General features: G+C 65.8%; 15 protein-coding genes. 9 read left to right on the top strand and 6 right to left on the bottom strand.

Going from position 1 to position 16,800, the window contains the following annotated elements; all coding sequences use genetic code 11:
- Nucleotides 1-9: 9 nt before the first annotated feature.
- The 4 genes from J2Y63_RS08470 to J2Y63_RS08455 form a co-directional block, all read right to left on the bottom strand.
- On the bottom strand, nt 10-1,497 hold the full coding sequence (locus J2Y63_RS08470; RefSeq protein WP_435265698.1) for an HAL/PAL/TAL family ammonia-lyase: 1,488 nt from the start codon (nt 1,495-1,497) through the stop codon (nt 10-12).
- A complete protein-coding gene (locus tag J2Y63_RS08465; RefSeq protein ID WP_256116493.1) occupies nt 1,490-2,320 on the bottom strand; it encodes a quaternary amine ABC transporter ATP-binding protein in 831 nt (276 codons plus the stop codon). Before J2Y63_RS08465 ends, J2Y63_RS08470 begins: the two co-directional genes overlap by 8 nt.
- Complete coding sequence (locus tag J2Y63_RS08460; RefSeq protein ID WP_256116494.1) at nt 2,313-3,170, bottom strand: ABC transporter permease; 858 nt, start codon at nt 3,168-3,170, stop codon at nt 2,313-2,315. The genes J2Y63_RS08465 and J2Y63_RS08460 overlap by 8 nt, the downstream gene beginning before the upstream one ends.
- Before the next feature lie 97 nt (nt 3,171-3,267).
- Nucleotides 3,268-4,302 (bottom strand): ABC transporter substrate-binding protein, encoded by a 1,035-nt coding sequence (locus J2Y63_RS08455; RefSeq protein ID WP_256116495.1) that lies wholly within the window; start codon nt 4,300-4,302, stop codon nt 3,268-3,270.
- 474 nt (nt 4,303-4,776) lie between these two features.
- On the opposite strand from J2Y63_RS08455, the gene hutC reads away from it, so the two are divergent.
- Entirely contained in the window at nt 4,777-5,517 is a 741-nt protein-coding gene (gene hutC, locus J2Y63_RS08450) for a histidine utilization repressor (RefSeq protein WP_256116496.1), read from the top strand.
- A 3-nt stretch (nt 5,518-5,520) separates the two neighbouring features.
- On the opposite strand, the gene J2Y63_RS08445 is transcribed toward hutC, so the two are convergent.
- Nucleotides 5,521-7,503: a beta-N-acetylhexosaminidase gene (locus J2Y63_RS08445; protein ID WP_435265697.1), complete on the bottom strand. Its 1,983-nt coding sequence runs from the start codon at nt 7,501-7,503 to the stop codon at nt 5,521-5,523.
- A gap of 8 nt (nt 7,504-7,511) precedes the next feature.
- Entirely contained in the window at nt 7,512-7,982 is a 471-nt protein-coding gene (locus J2Y63_RS08440) for a GNAT family N-acetyltransferase (RefSeq protein WP_435265696.1), read from the bottom strand.
- A gap of 253 nt (nt 7,983-8,235) precedes the next feature.
- Between J2Y63_RS08440 and J2Y63_RS08435 the strand changes: the two genes are divergently transcribed.
- The 8 genes from J2Y63_RS08435 (at nt 8,236) to J2Y63_RS08400 (ending at nt 16,787) form a co-directional block, all read left to right on the top strand.
- Nucleotides 8,236-8,823, top strand: a complete 588-nt coding sequence (locus J2Y63_RS08435; protein WP_256116500.1) for a thioredoxin family protein — start codon at nt 8,236-8,238, stop codon at nt 8,821-8,823.
- Nucleotides 8,824-8,886: 63 nt separating this feature from the next.
- Entirely contained in the window at nt 8,887-10,515 is a 1,629-nt protein-coding gene (locus J2Y63_RS08430) for an FAD-dependent oxidoreductase (RefSeq protein ID WP_435265695.1), read from the top strand.
- Between the two features lie 3 nt (nt 10,516-10,518).
- Nucleotides 10,519-10,848 carry a 4Fe-4S binding protein gene (locus tag J2Y63_RS08425; protein WP_435265694.1) on the top strand — a complete coding sequence of 110 codons (330 nt, stop codon included), beginning with the start codon at nt 10,519-10,521 and terminating at the stop codon, nt 10,846-10,848.
- A gap of 16 nt (nt 10,849-10,864) precedes the next feature.
- Nucleotides 10,865-11,701, top strand: a complete 837-nt coding sequence (locus tag J2Y63_RS08420; RefSeq protein ID WP_256116503.1) for an ABC transporter ATP-binding protein — start codon at nt 10,865-10,867, stop codon at nt 11,699-11,701.
- 11 nt (nt 11,702-11,712) lie between these two features.
- On the top strand, nt 11,713-12,576 hold the full coding sequence (locus tag J2Y63_RS08415; protein ID WP_435265693.1) for an ABC transporter permease: 864 nt from the start codon (nt 11,713-11,715) through the stop codon (nt 12,574-12,576).
- A 52-nt stretch (nt 12,577-12,628) separates the two neighbouring features.
- The gene (locus J2Y63_RS08410) at nt 12,629-13,654 is read left to right on the top strand and encodes an aliphatic sulfonate ABC transporter substrate-binding protein (protein WP_435265692.1); all 1,026 of its coding nucleotides are present in this window, start codon (nt 12,629-12,631) and stop codon (nt 13,652-13,654) included.
- Between the two features lie 56 nt (nt 13,655-13,710).
- A complete protein-coding gene (locus tag J2Y63_RS08405; protein ID WP_435265691.1) occupies nt 13,711-15,135 on the top strand; it encodes an MFS transporter in 1,425 nt (474 codons plus the stop codon).
- An 89-nt stretch (nt 15,136-15,224) separates the two neighbouring features.
- Nucleotides 15,225-16,787 (top strand): D-aminopeptidase, encoded by a 1,563-nt coding sequence (locus J2Y63_RS08400; RefSeq protein ID WP_435265690.1) that lies wholly within the window; start codon nt 15,225-15,227, stop codon nt 16,785-16,787.
- Nucleotides 16,788-16,800: the final 13 nt, after the last annotated feature.

The following is a 16,800-nucleotide window of genomic DNA, read 5'->3' as shown; positions in this document are numbered from 1 at the left end:
GCGGCCGAATCAGGCTTCGGTGCTGCGCAGGAGCGCGCGCAGGATGGCGACCATGCCGTTCAGCGGCCGGTCGTCGCGATAGACCGGGACGGCATCGCGGATCCACGCGTAGAGCGCGGCGGTGCCTGCGGCCTTGCCGCTGGCGTTTGGCTGCATGTCATAGGCCTGAGCGGCGCTCATGACCTCGATCGCCAGCACGGTTTCGAGATTGGCGATGATCGCCAGCGCCTTGTCCGCCGCAGGCGTCGCGTGGGTGAGGATGTCTTCCTGCAAGGCCGAGGTGATGCCGCCATCGAGGCTTGCGGGCGCAGCAAGCCGCCGGTTTTCCGCGACGAGGCTTGCTGCCGTATACTGGATGATCATGAAACCGGACGTCACGCCGCTGCCTTCCGCAAGGAAGGCGGGCAGGCCGCTTACCAGCGGATTGACCAGCCGGTCGATGCGGCGCTCGGAAATGGCCGCCAGTTCCGCCGCGGCAACAGCAAGACCGTCCATGGCGAGCCCAAGCGCCGCGCCGATGGCATGGGCCTGCGAATGCACCTCGGGCGCCTCCGGCGACCCGGTAACGACGGGGTTGTCGGTGACGCTGCACAGTTCGCGGTTCACAACCTCGGCGACCTGCGCGACGCTGTCGCGCACCGCGCCATGCACCTGCGGCACGCCGCGAAGGCTGAGCGGATCCTGCGTGCGCGAGCCGGCCGATTGCGCGAGTAGCGGGCTGCCGGCGAGCAGCCGGCGCAGATTTTCGCCCACGGTCTGGAGCCCCGGCGAGGTGCGTAGCGCCAGCGGTGCCGCGGCAAACGGGTCCGCCTGCGCGCCGAGGTTCTCATAACTCATCGCCGCCGCCGTATCCGCCCAGTCGAGCAGGTGCGTCGTCCGGGCGAGGGCGAGGCTGGCAAGGCCGGTGGCGCAGGGCGTGCCGTTGACGAGGCTGAGCCCTTCCTTTGCGCCAAGCACCAGGGCCGAGCGGCCGAGCCTGTCCAGTGCCTGCCGGCCGGAGATCGTCTCGCCCTTGTGGCGCGCCTCGCCTTCGCCGATCAGCACGAGGCCGATGGCGGCGGCGTGGGTGAGGTAGCCGACCGAACCCTTGGATGGGATGACCGGCAGGATATCGGCATTGAGCAGCGCCAGCAGCGTCTCGACCGTCTCCACGCGCACGCCGGAATAGCCATGCGCAAAATTGGCGATCTGCGCGGCCATCACGGCGCGTGTCTCTTCGCGGCCGAGCGGCTCGCCGACGCCGCAGGCGTGGCTGAACAGGATGTTGCGCGAGAGCGCCTGCTGCTGGGGGATGTCCACGATCACGTCGCAGAGCGCGCCGACGCCTGTATTGATGCCGTAGCCGCGCACGCGCTTTTCGACGAGCGCATCGACCACGGCGCGTGCGGCGGCGATGCGTTGCCATGTGTTGTCCGACAGCGAGAGCGCCGCGCCCTTGGCGACGGCGGCGATCTCCTGCCAGGTCAGCGGACGATCGAGGACGATCGTATCAGGCATGCTGGACTTCTCCCGCGCCGGCACGGCGCTGCACGAAGCGGGCGACGTAGTCGTTCGCCGGGCTGTTCAAGATTTCACTCGGCGTGCCGACCTGCACCAGCTTGCCGTCCTTCAGGATCGCGATCTGCGCGCCGATGCGCAAGGCCTCGTCGAGATCGTGCGTGATGAAGACGATGGTCTTGTGCAGGTTCTTTTCCAGCTGGAGAAGCTGGTCCTGCATGTCGGCGCGGATCAGCGGGTCGAGCGCGGAGAAGGCCTCGTCCATCAGGATGACGTCGGTGTCCGCTGCCAGCGCCCGGGCAAGCCCGACACGCTGCTTCATGCCGCCCGAAAGCTGGTGCGGGAACTTGTTCTCATATCCCGCAAGGCCGACTGTCTCGATCCACTTCATGCCGATGGGCGCGGCATCCGCCTTGGTCAGCCCGCGCACGCGCTGGCCGTAGACGACGTTCTGCAAGACCGTGCGGTGCGGCATCAGCCCGAAGTTCTGGAACACCATGCTGACCCGGCGGTTGCGGAAGTCGCGCAGTTCCTTCGCCTTGAGGTCCAGCACATTGCTGCCGTCGACGAGGATTTCGCCGCTGGTCGGCTCGATCAGGCGGTTGATGTGGCGCACCAGCGTCGACTTGCCGGAGCCGGACAGGCCCATGATGACGAAGACGCGGCCGCCGGGAATGTCGAGGCTGACATTGTCGAGGCCGACGCTGCACCCCGTCTTGGCGAGGATGGCGCCCTTGTCGGCGCCGTCCTTGGTCATCGCCAGCGCGGCCTTCCAGTTGCCGCCGAAGATCTTGGAAACGTTGCGGATTGCGATGTCAGTCATTGCCGCGTTCCTTCCGGCTGGATTGGCCAAAACCCTGCGTGATGCGATCCAGCACGATCGCGAGGATGACGATGCCGAGGCCGGCCTCCAGCCCCTTGCCGACGTCGAGCGTCTGGATGCCGTTCAGCACCTGTTCGCCAAGCCCGCGCGCGCCGATCATCGAGGCGACGACGACCATCGAGAGCGCCATCATGATCGTCTGGTTGAGGCCCGCCATGATGGTGGGGGTGGCAAGCGGAAGCTCGACGCCGAAGAGGATCTGCGGCGGGCTACCGCCGAAGGCGGTCGCTGCCTCCACCACTTCGCTGTCGACCTGGCGGATGCCGAGATCGGTGAGGCGGATCAGCGGCGGCACGGCATAGATGATGGTGGCGAGCACCGCCGGCACCTTGCCGAGGCCGAAGAGCATGATTGCCGGAATGAGGTAGACGAAGCTCGGCATGGTCTGCATGACATCGAGCACCGGCAGCGTGATGCGGCGCATCAGCTCGCTTTTTGCCAGCCAGATGCCCATGGGAACGCCGATGGCGACGGAGATGAGGCTGGCGATCAGCATCAGCGCCAGCGTCTGCATCGTCAGGTCCCAGAGGCCGAGCGCGCCGACCGCAAACAGCATGACCGCAACGGTGACGACGAGCGAGATCTTCTTCGACGCGAACCAGGCGAGCGCCAGGAAGACGATGAAGACGGCCCACCAGGGCAGACCGCGCAGGATCCATTCGACGAAGAGGATCGCTTGGAGAAGCGTCTGCGAGATCGCCTTGAAGACGAACCCGTAGTTCACCACCAGCGACTGCACGAAGTCGTTGATCGGGCCTCGAATGGAAATATGGAAAGCTTCAGGAAACATCGATGAAATCCTCGCGCGCGCCGACCGCCGTCCCGGTGGTCAGCCCCTGTCCTGACGGGAAAAGGCTGCGCGCCGAAAGAGACGCGCAGCCCTGCGATTACTTGACGGCAGCTTCGATGCGCGCCTTGGCGTCGGCCGAAACCCAGCCGCCCCAGACGTCGGCCTTGGTCTGGAGGAAGTTCTTGGCGGCCGCGACCGCATCGACCTTCTGGTCCGTCATGTAGGCGAGGCTGGCATTGACGTCTTCCAGCGGGAAGGTCGCCTTTTCGAGGATTTCCATGATGTCCGGCGCTTCGCCCGCAAAGGTGCTGTTGACGCCATAGGCGACTTCAACGGACGGGAAGGCGCAGCCGGCGTCGCGCTTGCCGTCGGCGGTGGTCAGTTCCTTCCAGCAGGCGTCGTTGTAGGCGGGCTCTTCGAGCTGGATGAGCTTGTACTTGCCCATGATCGCCGTCGGGCTCCAGTAGTAGAACAGCATCGGCTCGCCCTGGAGATAGGCGGCGGCAATGGCGGCGTCGAGCGCGGTGCCGGTGCCCGGGCGGAAGTTCACGTAGGTCTCGCCGAGCTTGTAGGCTTCGAGCTTCGCCGTGTTGACGCCTTCGCAGGTCCAGCCCGACGGGCAATTCAGGAATCGGCCCTTGGTGGGCTCTTCCGGGTCGAGGAACAGTTCGACGATCTTCGGGTCGGAGAGCTGCTCGACGCTCTTCAGGTCCGGCGCCTTGGCTTCGATGCCCTTTTCGGCATCGCCCTTCACCAGGTATTCCGGCACAAACCAGCCTTCGGCAGCGCCCACGAAGGTCTTGCCGACCGACTTCACCTGGCCGGCCGCAGCCGCCTTGTTCCAGACGTCGGAACGGCCGATCCACTCTTCGGCGAAGATCTGCACGTCGTTGTTGGCGGTCGCCTGTTCCAGCGTCACGGAATTGCCGGGGATCGAATCGACCTTGCAGTCGTAACCCTTCGAGAGGATTTCCTTCATGACTTCGGTGATGAAGGCGCCGCTTTCCCAGTCGATACCGGCGAAGGTGACGGTCTTGCCGTCGCTGCAATAGGAGGCCTGGGCCGTGCCGGCGGAGCCGGCAATGAGGGCGGCGGCCGCGAGAAGCGAATATTTCAGTTTGGAATTCAGCATTTCAGTTCCCCTTTTTGATGATGGTAACGATGAAAACCAGATTTTTCAGGCGGCCACCGGCGTGGCCTCAGGTCATGCGCAGCCTCCGCGACCTCAGGCCGCCTGTTCATTAAGTTCACTATACAACTTGTCTTGTAATGAATGTCATATCGCCCTGCAAGGTGCATCTTCGTCCGCGACATTGGATGTCGCATTAAGCGCCGGTGATGGATTGGTGCATTTATGGTTGGACTGGCGGACAAGGCCTGTTTTTCGGGCAGTTTGGCCTATTTTTCAGGCTTTTCTGGGCATCTCGGCTCGGAGAAAACCCGTCGCGGAAAGCCCATTGGAATCCATCGATAAAAGGCCAAAGTTGTATATGTAACTTGATGAAGGCTAGTAGACAAGTGGATGGCGCTGGGTGAAAACTGTGCTTACTTTATCCGGCATATTTTGTAAGCAGGTACTGAGGTTTGAACGCGGGGAGCCACGGCAATGCTGAATGAAGACGCCGGACTGCTGGCGAAGGATGCGGGCGAGCGCGGCGCGCCGATCTACGAGCGCATGAAGACGCAGATCCGGGCGAAGATCGAAACCGGCGAATGGCCGGTCAATCACCGCATTCCCTCGGAGAACGAGCTGGTGGACATGCTGGGCGTCAGCCGCATGACCGCGAACCGGGCGCTGCGCGAACTCGCCAACGAGGGCGTCATCACCCGCGTGCAGGGCAAGGGCTCGTTCGTCGCGCCGAAGAAGCGCAGCGCACCGGCGCTCGGCGTGCGCAACATCGCCGATGAAATCCTGGAGCGCGGCTCGGTGCATCGCATCGAGCTCATCCTCGCCCAGAGCGAGACCTGCGGCCATGAACTGGCGGCGGCGCTGGAGCTCGATGTCGGCGCGCAGTCCTTCCACTCGGTCATCGTGCACAATGAAGACGACGTGCCGATCCAGCTGGAAGACCGCTTCGTCAATCCCGCCATCGCGCCGGATTATCTGGAGCAGGATTTTTCCCACACCACGCCGAACGCCTTTTTGACGAGCATCGCGCCGATCGCCAAGACGGAACAGTTCATCGAGGCGGTGCTGCCGCAGCCCTGGGAGTGCAAGGTGCTGGCGATCGCCCGCTCGGAGCCCTGCATCCTCATCCGCCGCCGCACCTGGTCACAGGACCGGGTGGTGACGACGGTGCGCCTGCTCTATCCGGGCTCGCGCTACCGCCTCCAGAGCAATTTCTGACGCTTACGAATAGAGCGCCGGCATGAGGCCGGCTGAGGCCCGGAAGCGCTCCCAGGACTTGTGCTCCGGCTGCGTCCAGCCGGTTTCGGCGATAGCCGAAAGGCGCGGGAAGACGAGGCGGTCGAAGACCGCGCGGTCCAGCATCGGTTCCGACCAGATGCAAGTCGGCACGCCCCGCAGCTTCTCCTTCTGGGCAGCGCTCCAGCCGGCGATGGGATCGAAGGCATAGGTCGCTTCCGGCGTCGAGGCGCCGGCCCAGCTTGCGCCCGGTTCATCCCAGTCGGGGCTGTGCGCCATGTCGAGGTAATAGGCCTGACCGGGGCAGACGACCATGCTGTAGCCCTCGCCGGCAAGGGCCGCCGAAACCGCCACGTCCCGCCAGCCGCAGAGATAGGTGGTGTCCTTGTCGATGACATTGCCATGCGCGGCCTCCTGCCAGCCGCCGGTAATGCAGCCCTCCGCGGCGAGGAATTTTTGCACACGCTCCAGGAACAGCGCCTGGAGCAGGGCGGCCCCGGACCCCTCGATGGCGTCGGCGCCATGCGTGTTGGTGATCACGTTGAGCCTTTTGGCATGGGCCTCGGCCATGGCGTCGCCACCGATCGCGCGCAGTTTTGCCAGCGCTTCCGGCGAGCCGGACCGGGCGCCGATCGGCACTTCGTCGGCACCAATATGGATCGTGCGGAAGGGGAACAACTCGATGAGTTCCTTGAGGATCGTTTCCATCACCTCGTAGGTTTTTTCGCGCGCCGGGTTAAGGCAATTGTCCGGAAAACCCTGGACGGAAAAATAGCTGCCCTTTTCCTGCGGGTCGCGCAGGTCCGGAATGGCCTGCTGCAAGGCATGGCAATGGCCGGGCACGTCGATCTCCGGCACGATCTCGATACCGATCTCCCGGCCGTAAGCGACGATCTCGCGGATGGCGGCCTTGGTGTAATAACCGCCGCTGCGCTCCGGCCCGGTGCCGAGCAAAGGCGGGATCGCAAGACCATGGCCGCGCCAGGCGCCGATTTCGGTAAGCGCCGGATAGGCGTCGATCTCGACGCGCCAGGCTTCGTCGTCCGAGAGGTGCCAGTGGAAACGGTTGAGCTTGTTCCAGGCAAGGATGGCGAGCAGCCGCTTGATCTCGGCTTCGCCGTAGAACTGGCGGGCGACGTCGAGATGCAGCCCGCGCCAGCCCATGGCCGGTGCGTCGGCGATTTGCCCTTCGACAGGGAAACCGTAGACCTGCGGAAAATGCCGCGCACCGCGCCAGACCTGGCCGAGCGTCACGAGGCCGTAGAACAGGCCGGCCTCGGTGGAGGCCGCAATCGTCACCGAGCCGGGCGAGAACGTGACCTCGTAGGCTTCCGCGGCAAAGCCGTCCCGGCGATGGAGATGCACCGGCATACCGCCTTCCTCGGCGGGCCGCACGATGCCCTCGACGGCGAAGAGCGCCTCGACCAGCCGGGTGAAGGCTGCGGCGGCCGCCGTGGCCTCTGCGCCGTCCGCGAGAAGCGTCAGCCCCGGCGGAACGGCATTGCGGCCGGAGACCGCGACATGGTTGGGCCAGGGGATGACCGAGACCGGCGCCGGTGCGTTCGTGGGGACCGGGAAGGGCTCCACGCCGCGCTTCGGCGCTGCATTGCCCCCCATGCGCTTCGTCGGCGAGGTGGCGAGCGCCAGCGTGCTGCCGTCGTCGAAGACGAGATAGGCACCCCGCGCGCCATCCGTCCAATGCTGGAGGGCGAAGCCCAGACCCTTGATGGTGATGGTCCAGGTGGCGCCGGGCTCCAGCACGAAACCCTCCGGTGGCAGGAGTTCCGTGAAGGTGGAAAGCGTCCTGCCGACCGTGCCGCCTTCGGCGACGGCCGTGGCATCGACCTGGCAGGGGCCGCTGAAACACAGCCGGAAGCCGCGGATCGCGCTTGTGCCGAGGTTTTTGAGGCTCAGGCTGTAGGCCTGCTCCGCAGGAAGCCACAGGGTCTCGAATTCGAGTGTCGGCATGAGGTTTCCTAGACGTCGAGCATGCCGGCATAGACGCCGGGTGCGGAATTGGGAATGGCGGTAGCGCCGACCGTCTTCTCGTAGAAGGCCGAGGGGCCGACATCGCCGATGATGGCGTAGGCGTAGCCCATGGTCTTGAGGTCGAAGTGGCTTGCAAGCAGCAGCGCATGGCCGATGCCGAGGCCGCGCGCCGCCTCGTCGACGCCGGTCGGCCCGAAGAAGCCGCGGGCGGTCGATTCGTGGCAGGCAAAGCCGACGAGTTTTTTCGCGCGCGTCGCGATGAAACAGGTGGGCGGCTGGCGGGTCAGCGCGACCGCGACCTCGCTCGACCAGCCCGTTTCGAACGTTTCCGCCACCCATTCGGTGACGAGCCGGGCTTCTGGTGCCAGCGGCCGGCGGATCGTCACGCCCGCTTCCGCCATGCGGGCATCGAGCGCCGGATCGGGTTTCAGCAGCGAGAGATTGACGAGATAATCCACGATGGCCTCCTCCGGTTCGACGTGGCGCGCGCCCGTCCTCCTTGCGGAATCTGGTAGTAAATCCACTCGATTTAATCAAACGGCCATTTGGAGGGGCGAGGGAGCGGCAGCGGGCCTCCCGCAAAAAGATTGCGCCGGGCGGCCCCTATGGCACCAACAATAACTCAATCAGGCGGATCGCTTGGAAAATGATATCTATAAAATCTATGTAATATCTAGATTATTATCCCCGTTGGCTTGCCAGGAGGATACCATGCCCAAGACCGAATCCAACCCCATCACGCTCGGAACCCGCGCACCGGACTTCATCCTGCCGGATGCGGACGGCAATCTGTTCACCCTTGCCGAATTCAAGGACAGCCCCGCGCTGCTCGTCGCCTTCATCTCGAACCGCTGCCCCTTCGTGGTGCTGATCCGCGAGGCGCTCGCCGAATTTGCCCGCGAACATGCGGGCCAGGGCCTCGCCGTCGTCGCGATCAACAGCAATGATGGCGCGGCGCATCCCGAAGAGACGCTGGAGCGCGTCGGCGCCGAGGTGAAGACCTACGGCTACGGCTTCCCCTATCTCAAGGATGCCTCGCAGGGCGTCGCCAAGGCCTATGGCGCAGCCTGCACGCCGGATTTCTTCCTCTATGACCGCGAACGCAAGCTCGCCTATCACGGCCAGTTCGACGATGCCCGCCCGGGCAACGGCAAGGACGTGACCGGTGCCGACCTGCGCGCGGCCGTCGCTGCCGTGCTGAAGGGCGAGGCCGCCGGCTCGGCCCAGACCCCGTCGATCGGCTGCAACATCAAGTGGACCGCCGGCAACGAACCCTCCTGGTTCTCCGCTGCCGCCTGAACAGGCATGCCCTGCCGGCCCGCAAGGGCCGGCACCGTATTTCACCCCAAAAACCGGACCATCATGGCATCGCGTCGCAAGGAACAGTCCACGCAGGACGGGCGCCGCATCGAAACGGACGTGCTCGTCGTCGGCGGCGGGCCATCTGCCGCCTGGGCGGCGCTGTCGGCGGCCGAGGCAGGCGCGCGCGTGGTGCTGGCCGACAAGGGCTATCACGGCACGAGCGGCGCCACGGCGCCCTCCAACACCGGCACCTGGTGCGTTCCGCCGGGCGAGGGCCGTGCGGCTTCCGTCGAGCAGCGCTTCAAGCGCACCGCGGGCTTGGCTGATCGCCGCTGGATGCTGCGCTCCGCCGACCGGGCTTACGAAAACCTGCAGAAACTCGTCGAATGGGGTTATCCCTTCCCGACCGAGGAGGACGGCAGTCTCTACATCGCCAATCTGCGTGGGCCGGACTACATGCGCTTCATGCGCCAGCGCGTGCAGAAGGCCGGCGTCACCATTCTCGACCATCATCCGATCCTGGAACTGCTCGGCGACGAAAATCATGTCGGCGGTGCCGCGGGATTGGTGCGTCGCAACGGCGCGAGCTTCGAGGTTTCCGCCGGCGCCGTCGTGCTCGCGACGGGCGGCTGTGCCTTCTTCGAACGCATCCTCGGCGGTACCGGCCTGACCGGCGACGGCTACCTCTTGGCCGCAGAAGCGGGCGCCGCGCTGTCCGGCATGGAGTTCACCGGCAAATACACGCTTGCCCCGCATGGCTCCTCGCTCAACAAGGGCCTGCCCTTCCGCTGGGCGACCTTCTACCGCGCCGACGGCGAGGTGCTGCGCGATGCCAAGGGCGAGCCCGTGACAAACGGCATCGGCGGCGGCGAGCGGCGGGTGGCGGAAGCCATGCTGTCCGGCCCGGTCTATGCCCGGCTCGATCTCGCCGAGCCCGCCATGCAGGACTGGCTGCGGCGCGGCCAGCCGAACTGTTTCCAGCCCTACGACCGCATGGGCATCAACCCCTTCGAAGAGCTGTTCCGCATCGACCTCAAATATGAGGGCACGGTGCGCGGCACCGGCGGCATCCGCATCGTCACCTCCGATTGCGGCACCGGTATCTCCGGCCTCTACGCCGCAGGCGACGCGGCAAGCCGCGAAAACGTGACCGGCGGTATCTCGGGCGGTGGCGCCATCAACGCTTCCTGGGCCATCTCTAGCGGCTGGTGGGCCGGCCATGGCGCCGCTCAACACGCCCGCCGCCGGCAGGGCCGCGACAGCGCGCGATTGCAGCCGCTCGGCACGACGGGCCTGCGCGGCAGCGCCGAGCGCGAGAATATCGACCTCGCCGCCGCGGCACGCACCGCGCACGAACAGATCGCGCCGCTCGACAAGAGCTACTGGCGCACCGCCGAGACACTTGAGGCTAGCCGCGTCACGCTGGAAGACCTCTGGTCGAGATTGAACCAGGCGCCTTCCACGACCGGCATCGAACGCCTGCGTTCCCGCGAGGTCGCCTCGGTCACCGCCAGCGCCCGCTGGACCGTCGCCGCAGCCTCGCTGCGCACCGAAAGCCGTGGCGTGCACCGCCGGCACGATTTCCCGGCCGAGAGCGACGCCCAGGCCAACCGCATCATCGTCTCCGGCCTCGACCGGGTGACGGCTGTGCGCGAAGACCTTGCCCTCGAAACCGCGCTGGAGGGCTGAACGATGATCGAAGTCATCTCCGCCGACCGCTGCATCCGCTGCGATATCTGTGAACGCATCTGCCCGGCTTTCGTCTTCGACCGCGACGAGACGGGGCTGCCCGTCATCGCCCGCCAGGACGACTGCCAGACCTGCTTCCTCTGCGAAATCTACTGCCCGACCGATGCCCTCTACGTCGCCGAACATGCGGATGGCCCGATCGGTATCACCGAGCCCGACGTCCTCGAACGCGACCTCTTCGGCGCCTATGCCCGCTCCCTTGGCTGGAGCCGCGGGCGCGCAGGAGGCGCACAGAACGACCCGACCCGCCACATCCGCGTGGCGCAGGTCTGAGAAGGAGACTTTGAACATGGAACGCATCGCTGTCAGCGCAGTCCGAAAATCCTTCAACCTGAAGCCGGGCCAGACCGTGACCGTCGATGGCGTCACGTCGAACCGCATCGCGGTGCTGGACGGTGTCGATCTCACCATCAACAGCGGCGAGTTCATCACGCTGGTCGGCCCCTCCGGCAGCGGCAAGTCGGTGCTGCTCGACGTGATCGCGGGGCTGACCGAGGCGACCTCCGGCATCGCCCGCATCGACGGCATCGAGGTGTCGAAGCCGCATGCCCGCACGGCCTATGTCTTCCAGCAATATGCACTGTTCCCCTGGCGCACAGCCTTGCAGAATGTCGAATATGCGCTGGAGGTGCGCGGCGTCGCCGCTGCCGAGCGGCGCGAGAAGGCCCTGCATTTCCTGCATCTCTTCGGGCTCCAGGGCTTTGAAGACCGTTTCCCGTCGCAGCTTTCCGGTGGCATGCAGCAGCGCGTGGCGATTGCCCGCGCGCTCTCCACCGATCCGCAGGTGTTGTTGATGGACGAGCCCTTCGCCGCGCTCGACGCCCAGACGCGCGACATCCTGCAAAGCGAGCTTTTGCGCATCTGGGAGCAGATCAAGACGACCGTCGTCTTCGTCACCCACTCGATCGACGAGGCGATCTATCTCGCCGACCGCGTCGTGGTGATGACGGCGCGCCCGGCGAGCGTCAAGGAGATCGTCGATATCGACCTGCCGCGCCCGCGCGATCTCGATATCCGCAACAGCCCGGACTTCAACGCCTATCGCGGCCGCGTCTGGGAAAGCCTGCGCGACGAAGTCGGCAAGGCCCAGCGCGACTGGGCCGTTGCTTCCACCTACGCCAACTGAGGGAGGATCGGATGAGCCTGATCGTCGACCGCAATCCGCCGCTTCGCAACACGTTTTCGCTGCGCCGCAAGCGCGCGCTGCCGAAGGCGCCGACGGCGCTCGGCGAAACCTTCTCTACCATCACGCTCGGCCTGCCGGCGCTGATCGCCTTTGCGCTGCTGTGGGAGATCGCGCCGCGTGCCGGCTGGATCAATTCGCTGTTCTTCCCGCCGCTGAGCCAGGTGCTCTCGGTGCTGTGGGAGATGATCGTCTCCGGCCAGCTTGCCGACCATATCGGCATCAGCCTGCAGCGGGCGGCGATCGGCTTTGCGCTGGCCGTCGTCGTCGCCGTGCCGCTCGGCTTCCTGATGGGGCGCTATACACTGTTCGAAAAGGCGTCGGACTTCCTCGTCCAGACGCTGCGCAACACCTCGCAATTCGCGCTGCTGCCGGTCTTCATCCTGCTGCTCGGCATCGGCGAAGCCTCGAAGATCGCCATCACCTTCTACGCCGCCGTGTTCTTCTTGCTGATCAATACGATCGTCGGCGTGAAGTCCGTCGATCCGCTGCTCGTCAAGGCGGCGCGCTCCATGGGCACATCGGACTGGGATCTCTTCAAGAAGGTCATCTTCCCCTCCGCCATTCCCTCTATCGTCGCGGGCGCCCGGCTTGGCGTGAAGACCTCGCTCTTCTCGGTCATCGCCGCCGAGATGCTCGCTGCCCAGTCCGGCATCGGCTACCTCATCCAGCATTCCTCGCTGATGCTCGAAACCGACCGCATGTATGCCGGCATCCTGACGCTGACGATCATCGGCCTCCTGCTCAACTACCTGCTCGTTGCCGGCGAACGGCGCGCCACCCATTGGCGCGGCAGCGGCGAAAGCGGCCCGAACTGAGCCTTAAAAAACGCACCCATCCTTGAACCATCGATCTCGAAAGGATCAATCCATGACCCTTCATCCGCTTCGCCGCACCCTTCTGAAACTGGCGCTCGCGCTCTCCATCCTGCCGGTCGCAGGCCTTGCCCCCGCTGTCGCCGACGAGGCGAAGCCGGAGGTCATCCGCATCGGCTCCACCGCGCCGGGCCACCTGAAATTCATCCTCTACCGCAACAAGAAGCTCCTGGAGAACGAGTTCGCCAAGGATGGCATCAAGATCGAGCTGACCACCTTCGACGGCGGCTCGGCCGCAACCGTGGCACTTGGCTCCGGCGCCATCGACTTCACCTATATCGGCAACAACCCGTCGCTGCGCCTTGCCGCTACCGGTGCGGACGTGAAGCTGATCGGCCTGTCGAGCTGGAACCGCTCGAACGAGACGCAGATCGTCGTCAAGCCGGATTCGCCGATCCAGAAGATCGAAGACCTGAAGGGCAAGAAGGTCGCCTATCTCTCGGGCACGGTGCGCCATTCGACCTTCGCCAAGGCGCTGAAGGCGGCCGGCCTGTCGCTCACCGACGTCGAGAGCCTGAACCTCGGCATCGAAAGCTCCGGCCCGGCGCTGGTGCGCGGCGATGTCGATGCCATTGTCGAAAGCACCGGCCCGGTGCAGACGCTCGTAGAAAAGGGCGTGGCGCGCGTGATCTTCGATGCCGGCGTGTCGGGAAAGCAGGAATGGGCCGTGCCGCATCTCATCAGCGTCAACGGTGACTTCGCCCGCAAGTATCCGGATATCGTGACGCGCCTGCTCGCCGTCGACATCGCAACCGACCGCTGGGCCGACGCCAACCCGGAAGAGACGATCGCGATCTTCGTCAAGGAGACCGGCAGCAGCGACAAGGCCGTGCGCGCGACCTATCCGGACGGCAAGTTCTTCCAGAACCCGGAAATCAGCGAAGAGGCTGTGCGGGCGCTTCAGGGTGAGGAAACCTTCATGGCGGATGCCGAGCTTCTGAAGGGCAAGGTCGACTACACGACCTGGATCGACCGCTCGTTCTACGACGCGGCGCTCAAGAGGGTTGCCGCCAGCAACTGATAGCGTAGGTTTGGGCGTCGGCGTGTTCGCGCCAGCGCCCCTTTTTGTTGATTGTGATGTCCTCCATTCCCGCTTCGCCGATACCGCTTCACCGCACCCGCATCGTCCCGGCCGTCGTCGCCGTGGCCTTCTTCATGCAGATGCTCGACAGCACGATCATCGCGACGTCGCTGCCGGCGATGGCGCATGCCTTTTCCACGGATGTGGTGACGCTGAACATCGGCTTCACGGCCTATCTTCTCGCGATGGCGGTGTTCATTCCGCCCGCCGGCTGGCTCGCCGATCGGTTTGGCGCCCGGGCGGTGTTCCTTTCGGCCATCGTGCTCTTCACGCTGTCCTCCGTCGCCTGCGGCTTTTCCGGCTCGCTTGCGGAATTCACCGCGGCAAGGCTTTTCCAGGGGGCATCCGCCGCGCTGATGACGCCGGTCGGGCGCCAGCTCGTGCTGCGCGGCGCGCCGAAGGCGGAGCTGGTGCGGGCGATCGCCACCATCACCTGGCCGGCCCTGATCGCCCCCGTCATCGGGCCTTTGATCGGCGCCTGGATCACCACCCATGCGGGCTGGGAGTGGAATTTCTTCATCAACCTGCCGCTCGGCCTTCTCGGCGTCGTGCTCGTCGCCTTCTTCGTGCCGCATACGCCGGGCGAGGGGCCGCGCCCCTTCGATCTGCCGGGCTTTCTCCTGACCGGCGGCGCGCTGGCGCTGACACTGGCGGGTCTTGAGCTCTCTAGCGCCTCGACGGGTGGCGTCGGTGCGCTGGCGATCCTCGCCGCCGGCCTCGTCGCGAGTACGCTCGCCATCCGCCATCTCAAGCGCGCGCCGCATGCCCTGCTCGACATGGCCGTGCTGAAGGTGCCGACCTTTGCCTTCGCGACGCTTTCGGCCGGCACGGCCGGGCGGCTCGCGGTCAACGCCACGCCCTTCCTGCTACCCTTGCTGTTCCAGGTCGGCCTCGGTTATGACGCAGTGGAGACGGGCTCGCTCGTGCTGGTCTATTTCCTCGGCAACCTCTTGATGAAGAGCGTCACGACGCCCGCACTCCGTCTCTTCGGCTTCCGTTCGCTGCTCGTCGTCAACGGCCTGGTCGCGGCGCTGACCATCGGCGCCTTCGCCTTCGTCGACGGCGGGACGCCGCGCCTTTTGCTCTTCGGCCTGCTGATTGCCTGCGGTCTGTCGCGCTCGATGCAGTTCACCGCGCTGACGACCATCGCATTCGCCGATGTGACCCCGGCACAGCGCAGCGCGGCAACGACGATTTCCGCCATGTTGCAGCAACTGTCGCAGCTTCTCGGCGTCGCCGTCGCCGCCGTGGTCATCCGCCTCGCCTCCGCCTTTTTCCCCGAGGCCGGCGGTGGCGGAATGCTCACGGATATCCGCGCCGCCTTCCTCTGCATCGCCGTGATCGGCTTCGTTTCGGCGCTGCGCTTCCTGGCGCTGCCGCGTGATGCCGGTGCGGAAGTCTCCGGCCACCGCCGCGGGTGAGGGCGCGCGACCCGGATTTTTGACCTGTTGCTAAGCGGCTCCCGGCCGGACCAATATCTGCCCGTGAGATTCGCAATGGAACGCGAGGCATGACCAAAATCGACGACAAACGGCTCGAAGCGGAGATCGACGCGCTTCCGGCCCGGTTCCAGGGGCCGGGTGGTGTCGTCGGGGTGGTCAGCGAAGGGCGGGTCGTGGCGCGCCGCGCCTGGGGGTTTTCGAACCTTGACGAGCGGCATGCAATGACGCTGGACACGCGGCTGCCGATCTGCTCGATCTCCAAGCAGTTCACCTGCGCGGCCATGCTCGCCGTGTGCGGCGAGCCCGAGGCCCTGGATGCGCGGCTTCCCGCACACCTGCCGAACTTCGAAGGCCCGCTTCCCACGGTACGCGACCTTTGCAACAACCAGTCGGGCCTGCGCGATTACTGGGCGCTCACCGTGCTCCACGGCGGCAAGGCGGAGCAGACCTTTTCCCGCGCCGATGCGGGCCCGGTCCTCGCCCGCATGCGAACCGGGCATTTTGCACCCGGCACGCGCTATTCTTACAGCAACGGCAATTTCCGCATTCTTTCGGACATGCTGGAGGAGCTTTCGTCCGAGACGCTCGAAGCCCTTTATGCCCGCCACATCTGGCAACCCGCCGGCATGGCCGGCGCCGTGCTGACTGCCGACACCCGCCAGTCGGCAGATGGCGTCGTCGGCTACGAAGGCAACGACGCCTCCGGCTACCTGCCCGCGGATAACGGCATCTACTGGCGGGGCGATGCCGGCATTTCCGCTTCGCTCGACGACATGCTCGCCTATGAGCGCTGGATCGACGCCACGCGCAACGATCCCGCCAGCCTCTACCAGCGCATCGCCACGCCGCAGACCTTCCGCGATGGCAAGCCGGCCGCCTATGGTTTCGGCCTGCAGCATTCGCGCCTCGGCGATTTCGCCTTTACCAGCCACGGCGGCGCGCTCCGCGGCTTCCGGGCTTACCGCATGTGCTCGACCGAGGCACGGCTCTCGGTGGTGGTGATGTTCAACCACCACGGCGATGCCCATGGCGCGGCGCACAGGCTCGCGCGCGCGGCACTCGGCCTGCCCCATCCCGCGTCGCAGCCGCTGCGCGGGAACTGGTCGGGGCAATGGATCAGCGAGGAAACTGGCCTGCTGGCACGGCTGGAGCCGGGCCGCGAGACGGTTTCCCTGCGGTTCGGTACGTCGGTCGAGGCCCTGTCGGAAGCGCCGGACGGCAGCCTCGCCTCCGCGACGGTCAAGATTGCCCGCGCGGGCGAGGACCTGTTGATGGAGCGCCCGCACGAAAATCACGCCGAGCTGCTGGTGCCGGTCCCCACCGCTGCGCCGCTGGCAGACACCCTCATCGCGGGCCGCTACCGCTCCTCCGAACTGGAGGCGGATATCGTCATCGAATGCCGCGACGGCGGCACCTATCTCTGGGCGGAGGGTTTTCTCGGCACAGGCCGCCCCGAGATCGTCTATCCAGCCGGCCCCGACCTCTGGATCGTCGTGACCCGCCGCTCGATGGACGCCCCGGCGCCCGGAGACTGGACGCTGCGCGTCACCCGCGATACCGCGGGAAACGTCACCGGCCTGACGCTCGGCTGCTGGCTGGCGCGGGGCATTGATTATGTCAAACAGGCGTGATGCCACCGAGCGC

It is taken from the genome of Shinella sp. BE166, from assembly GCF_051201095.1.
Taxonomy (GTDB): Bacteria; Pseudomonadota; Alphaproteobacteria; order Rhizobiales; family Rhizobiaceae; genus Shinella; species Shinella lacus.
This window is presented reverse-complemented; position numbering and strand designations above follow the sequence as displayed.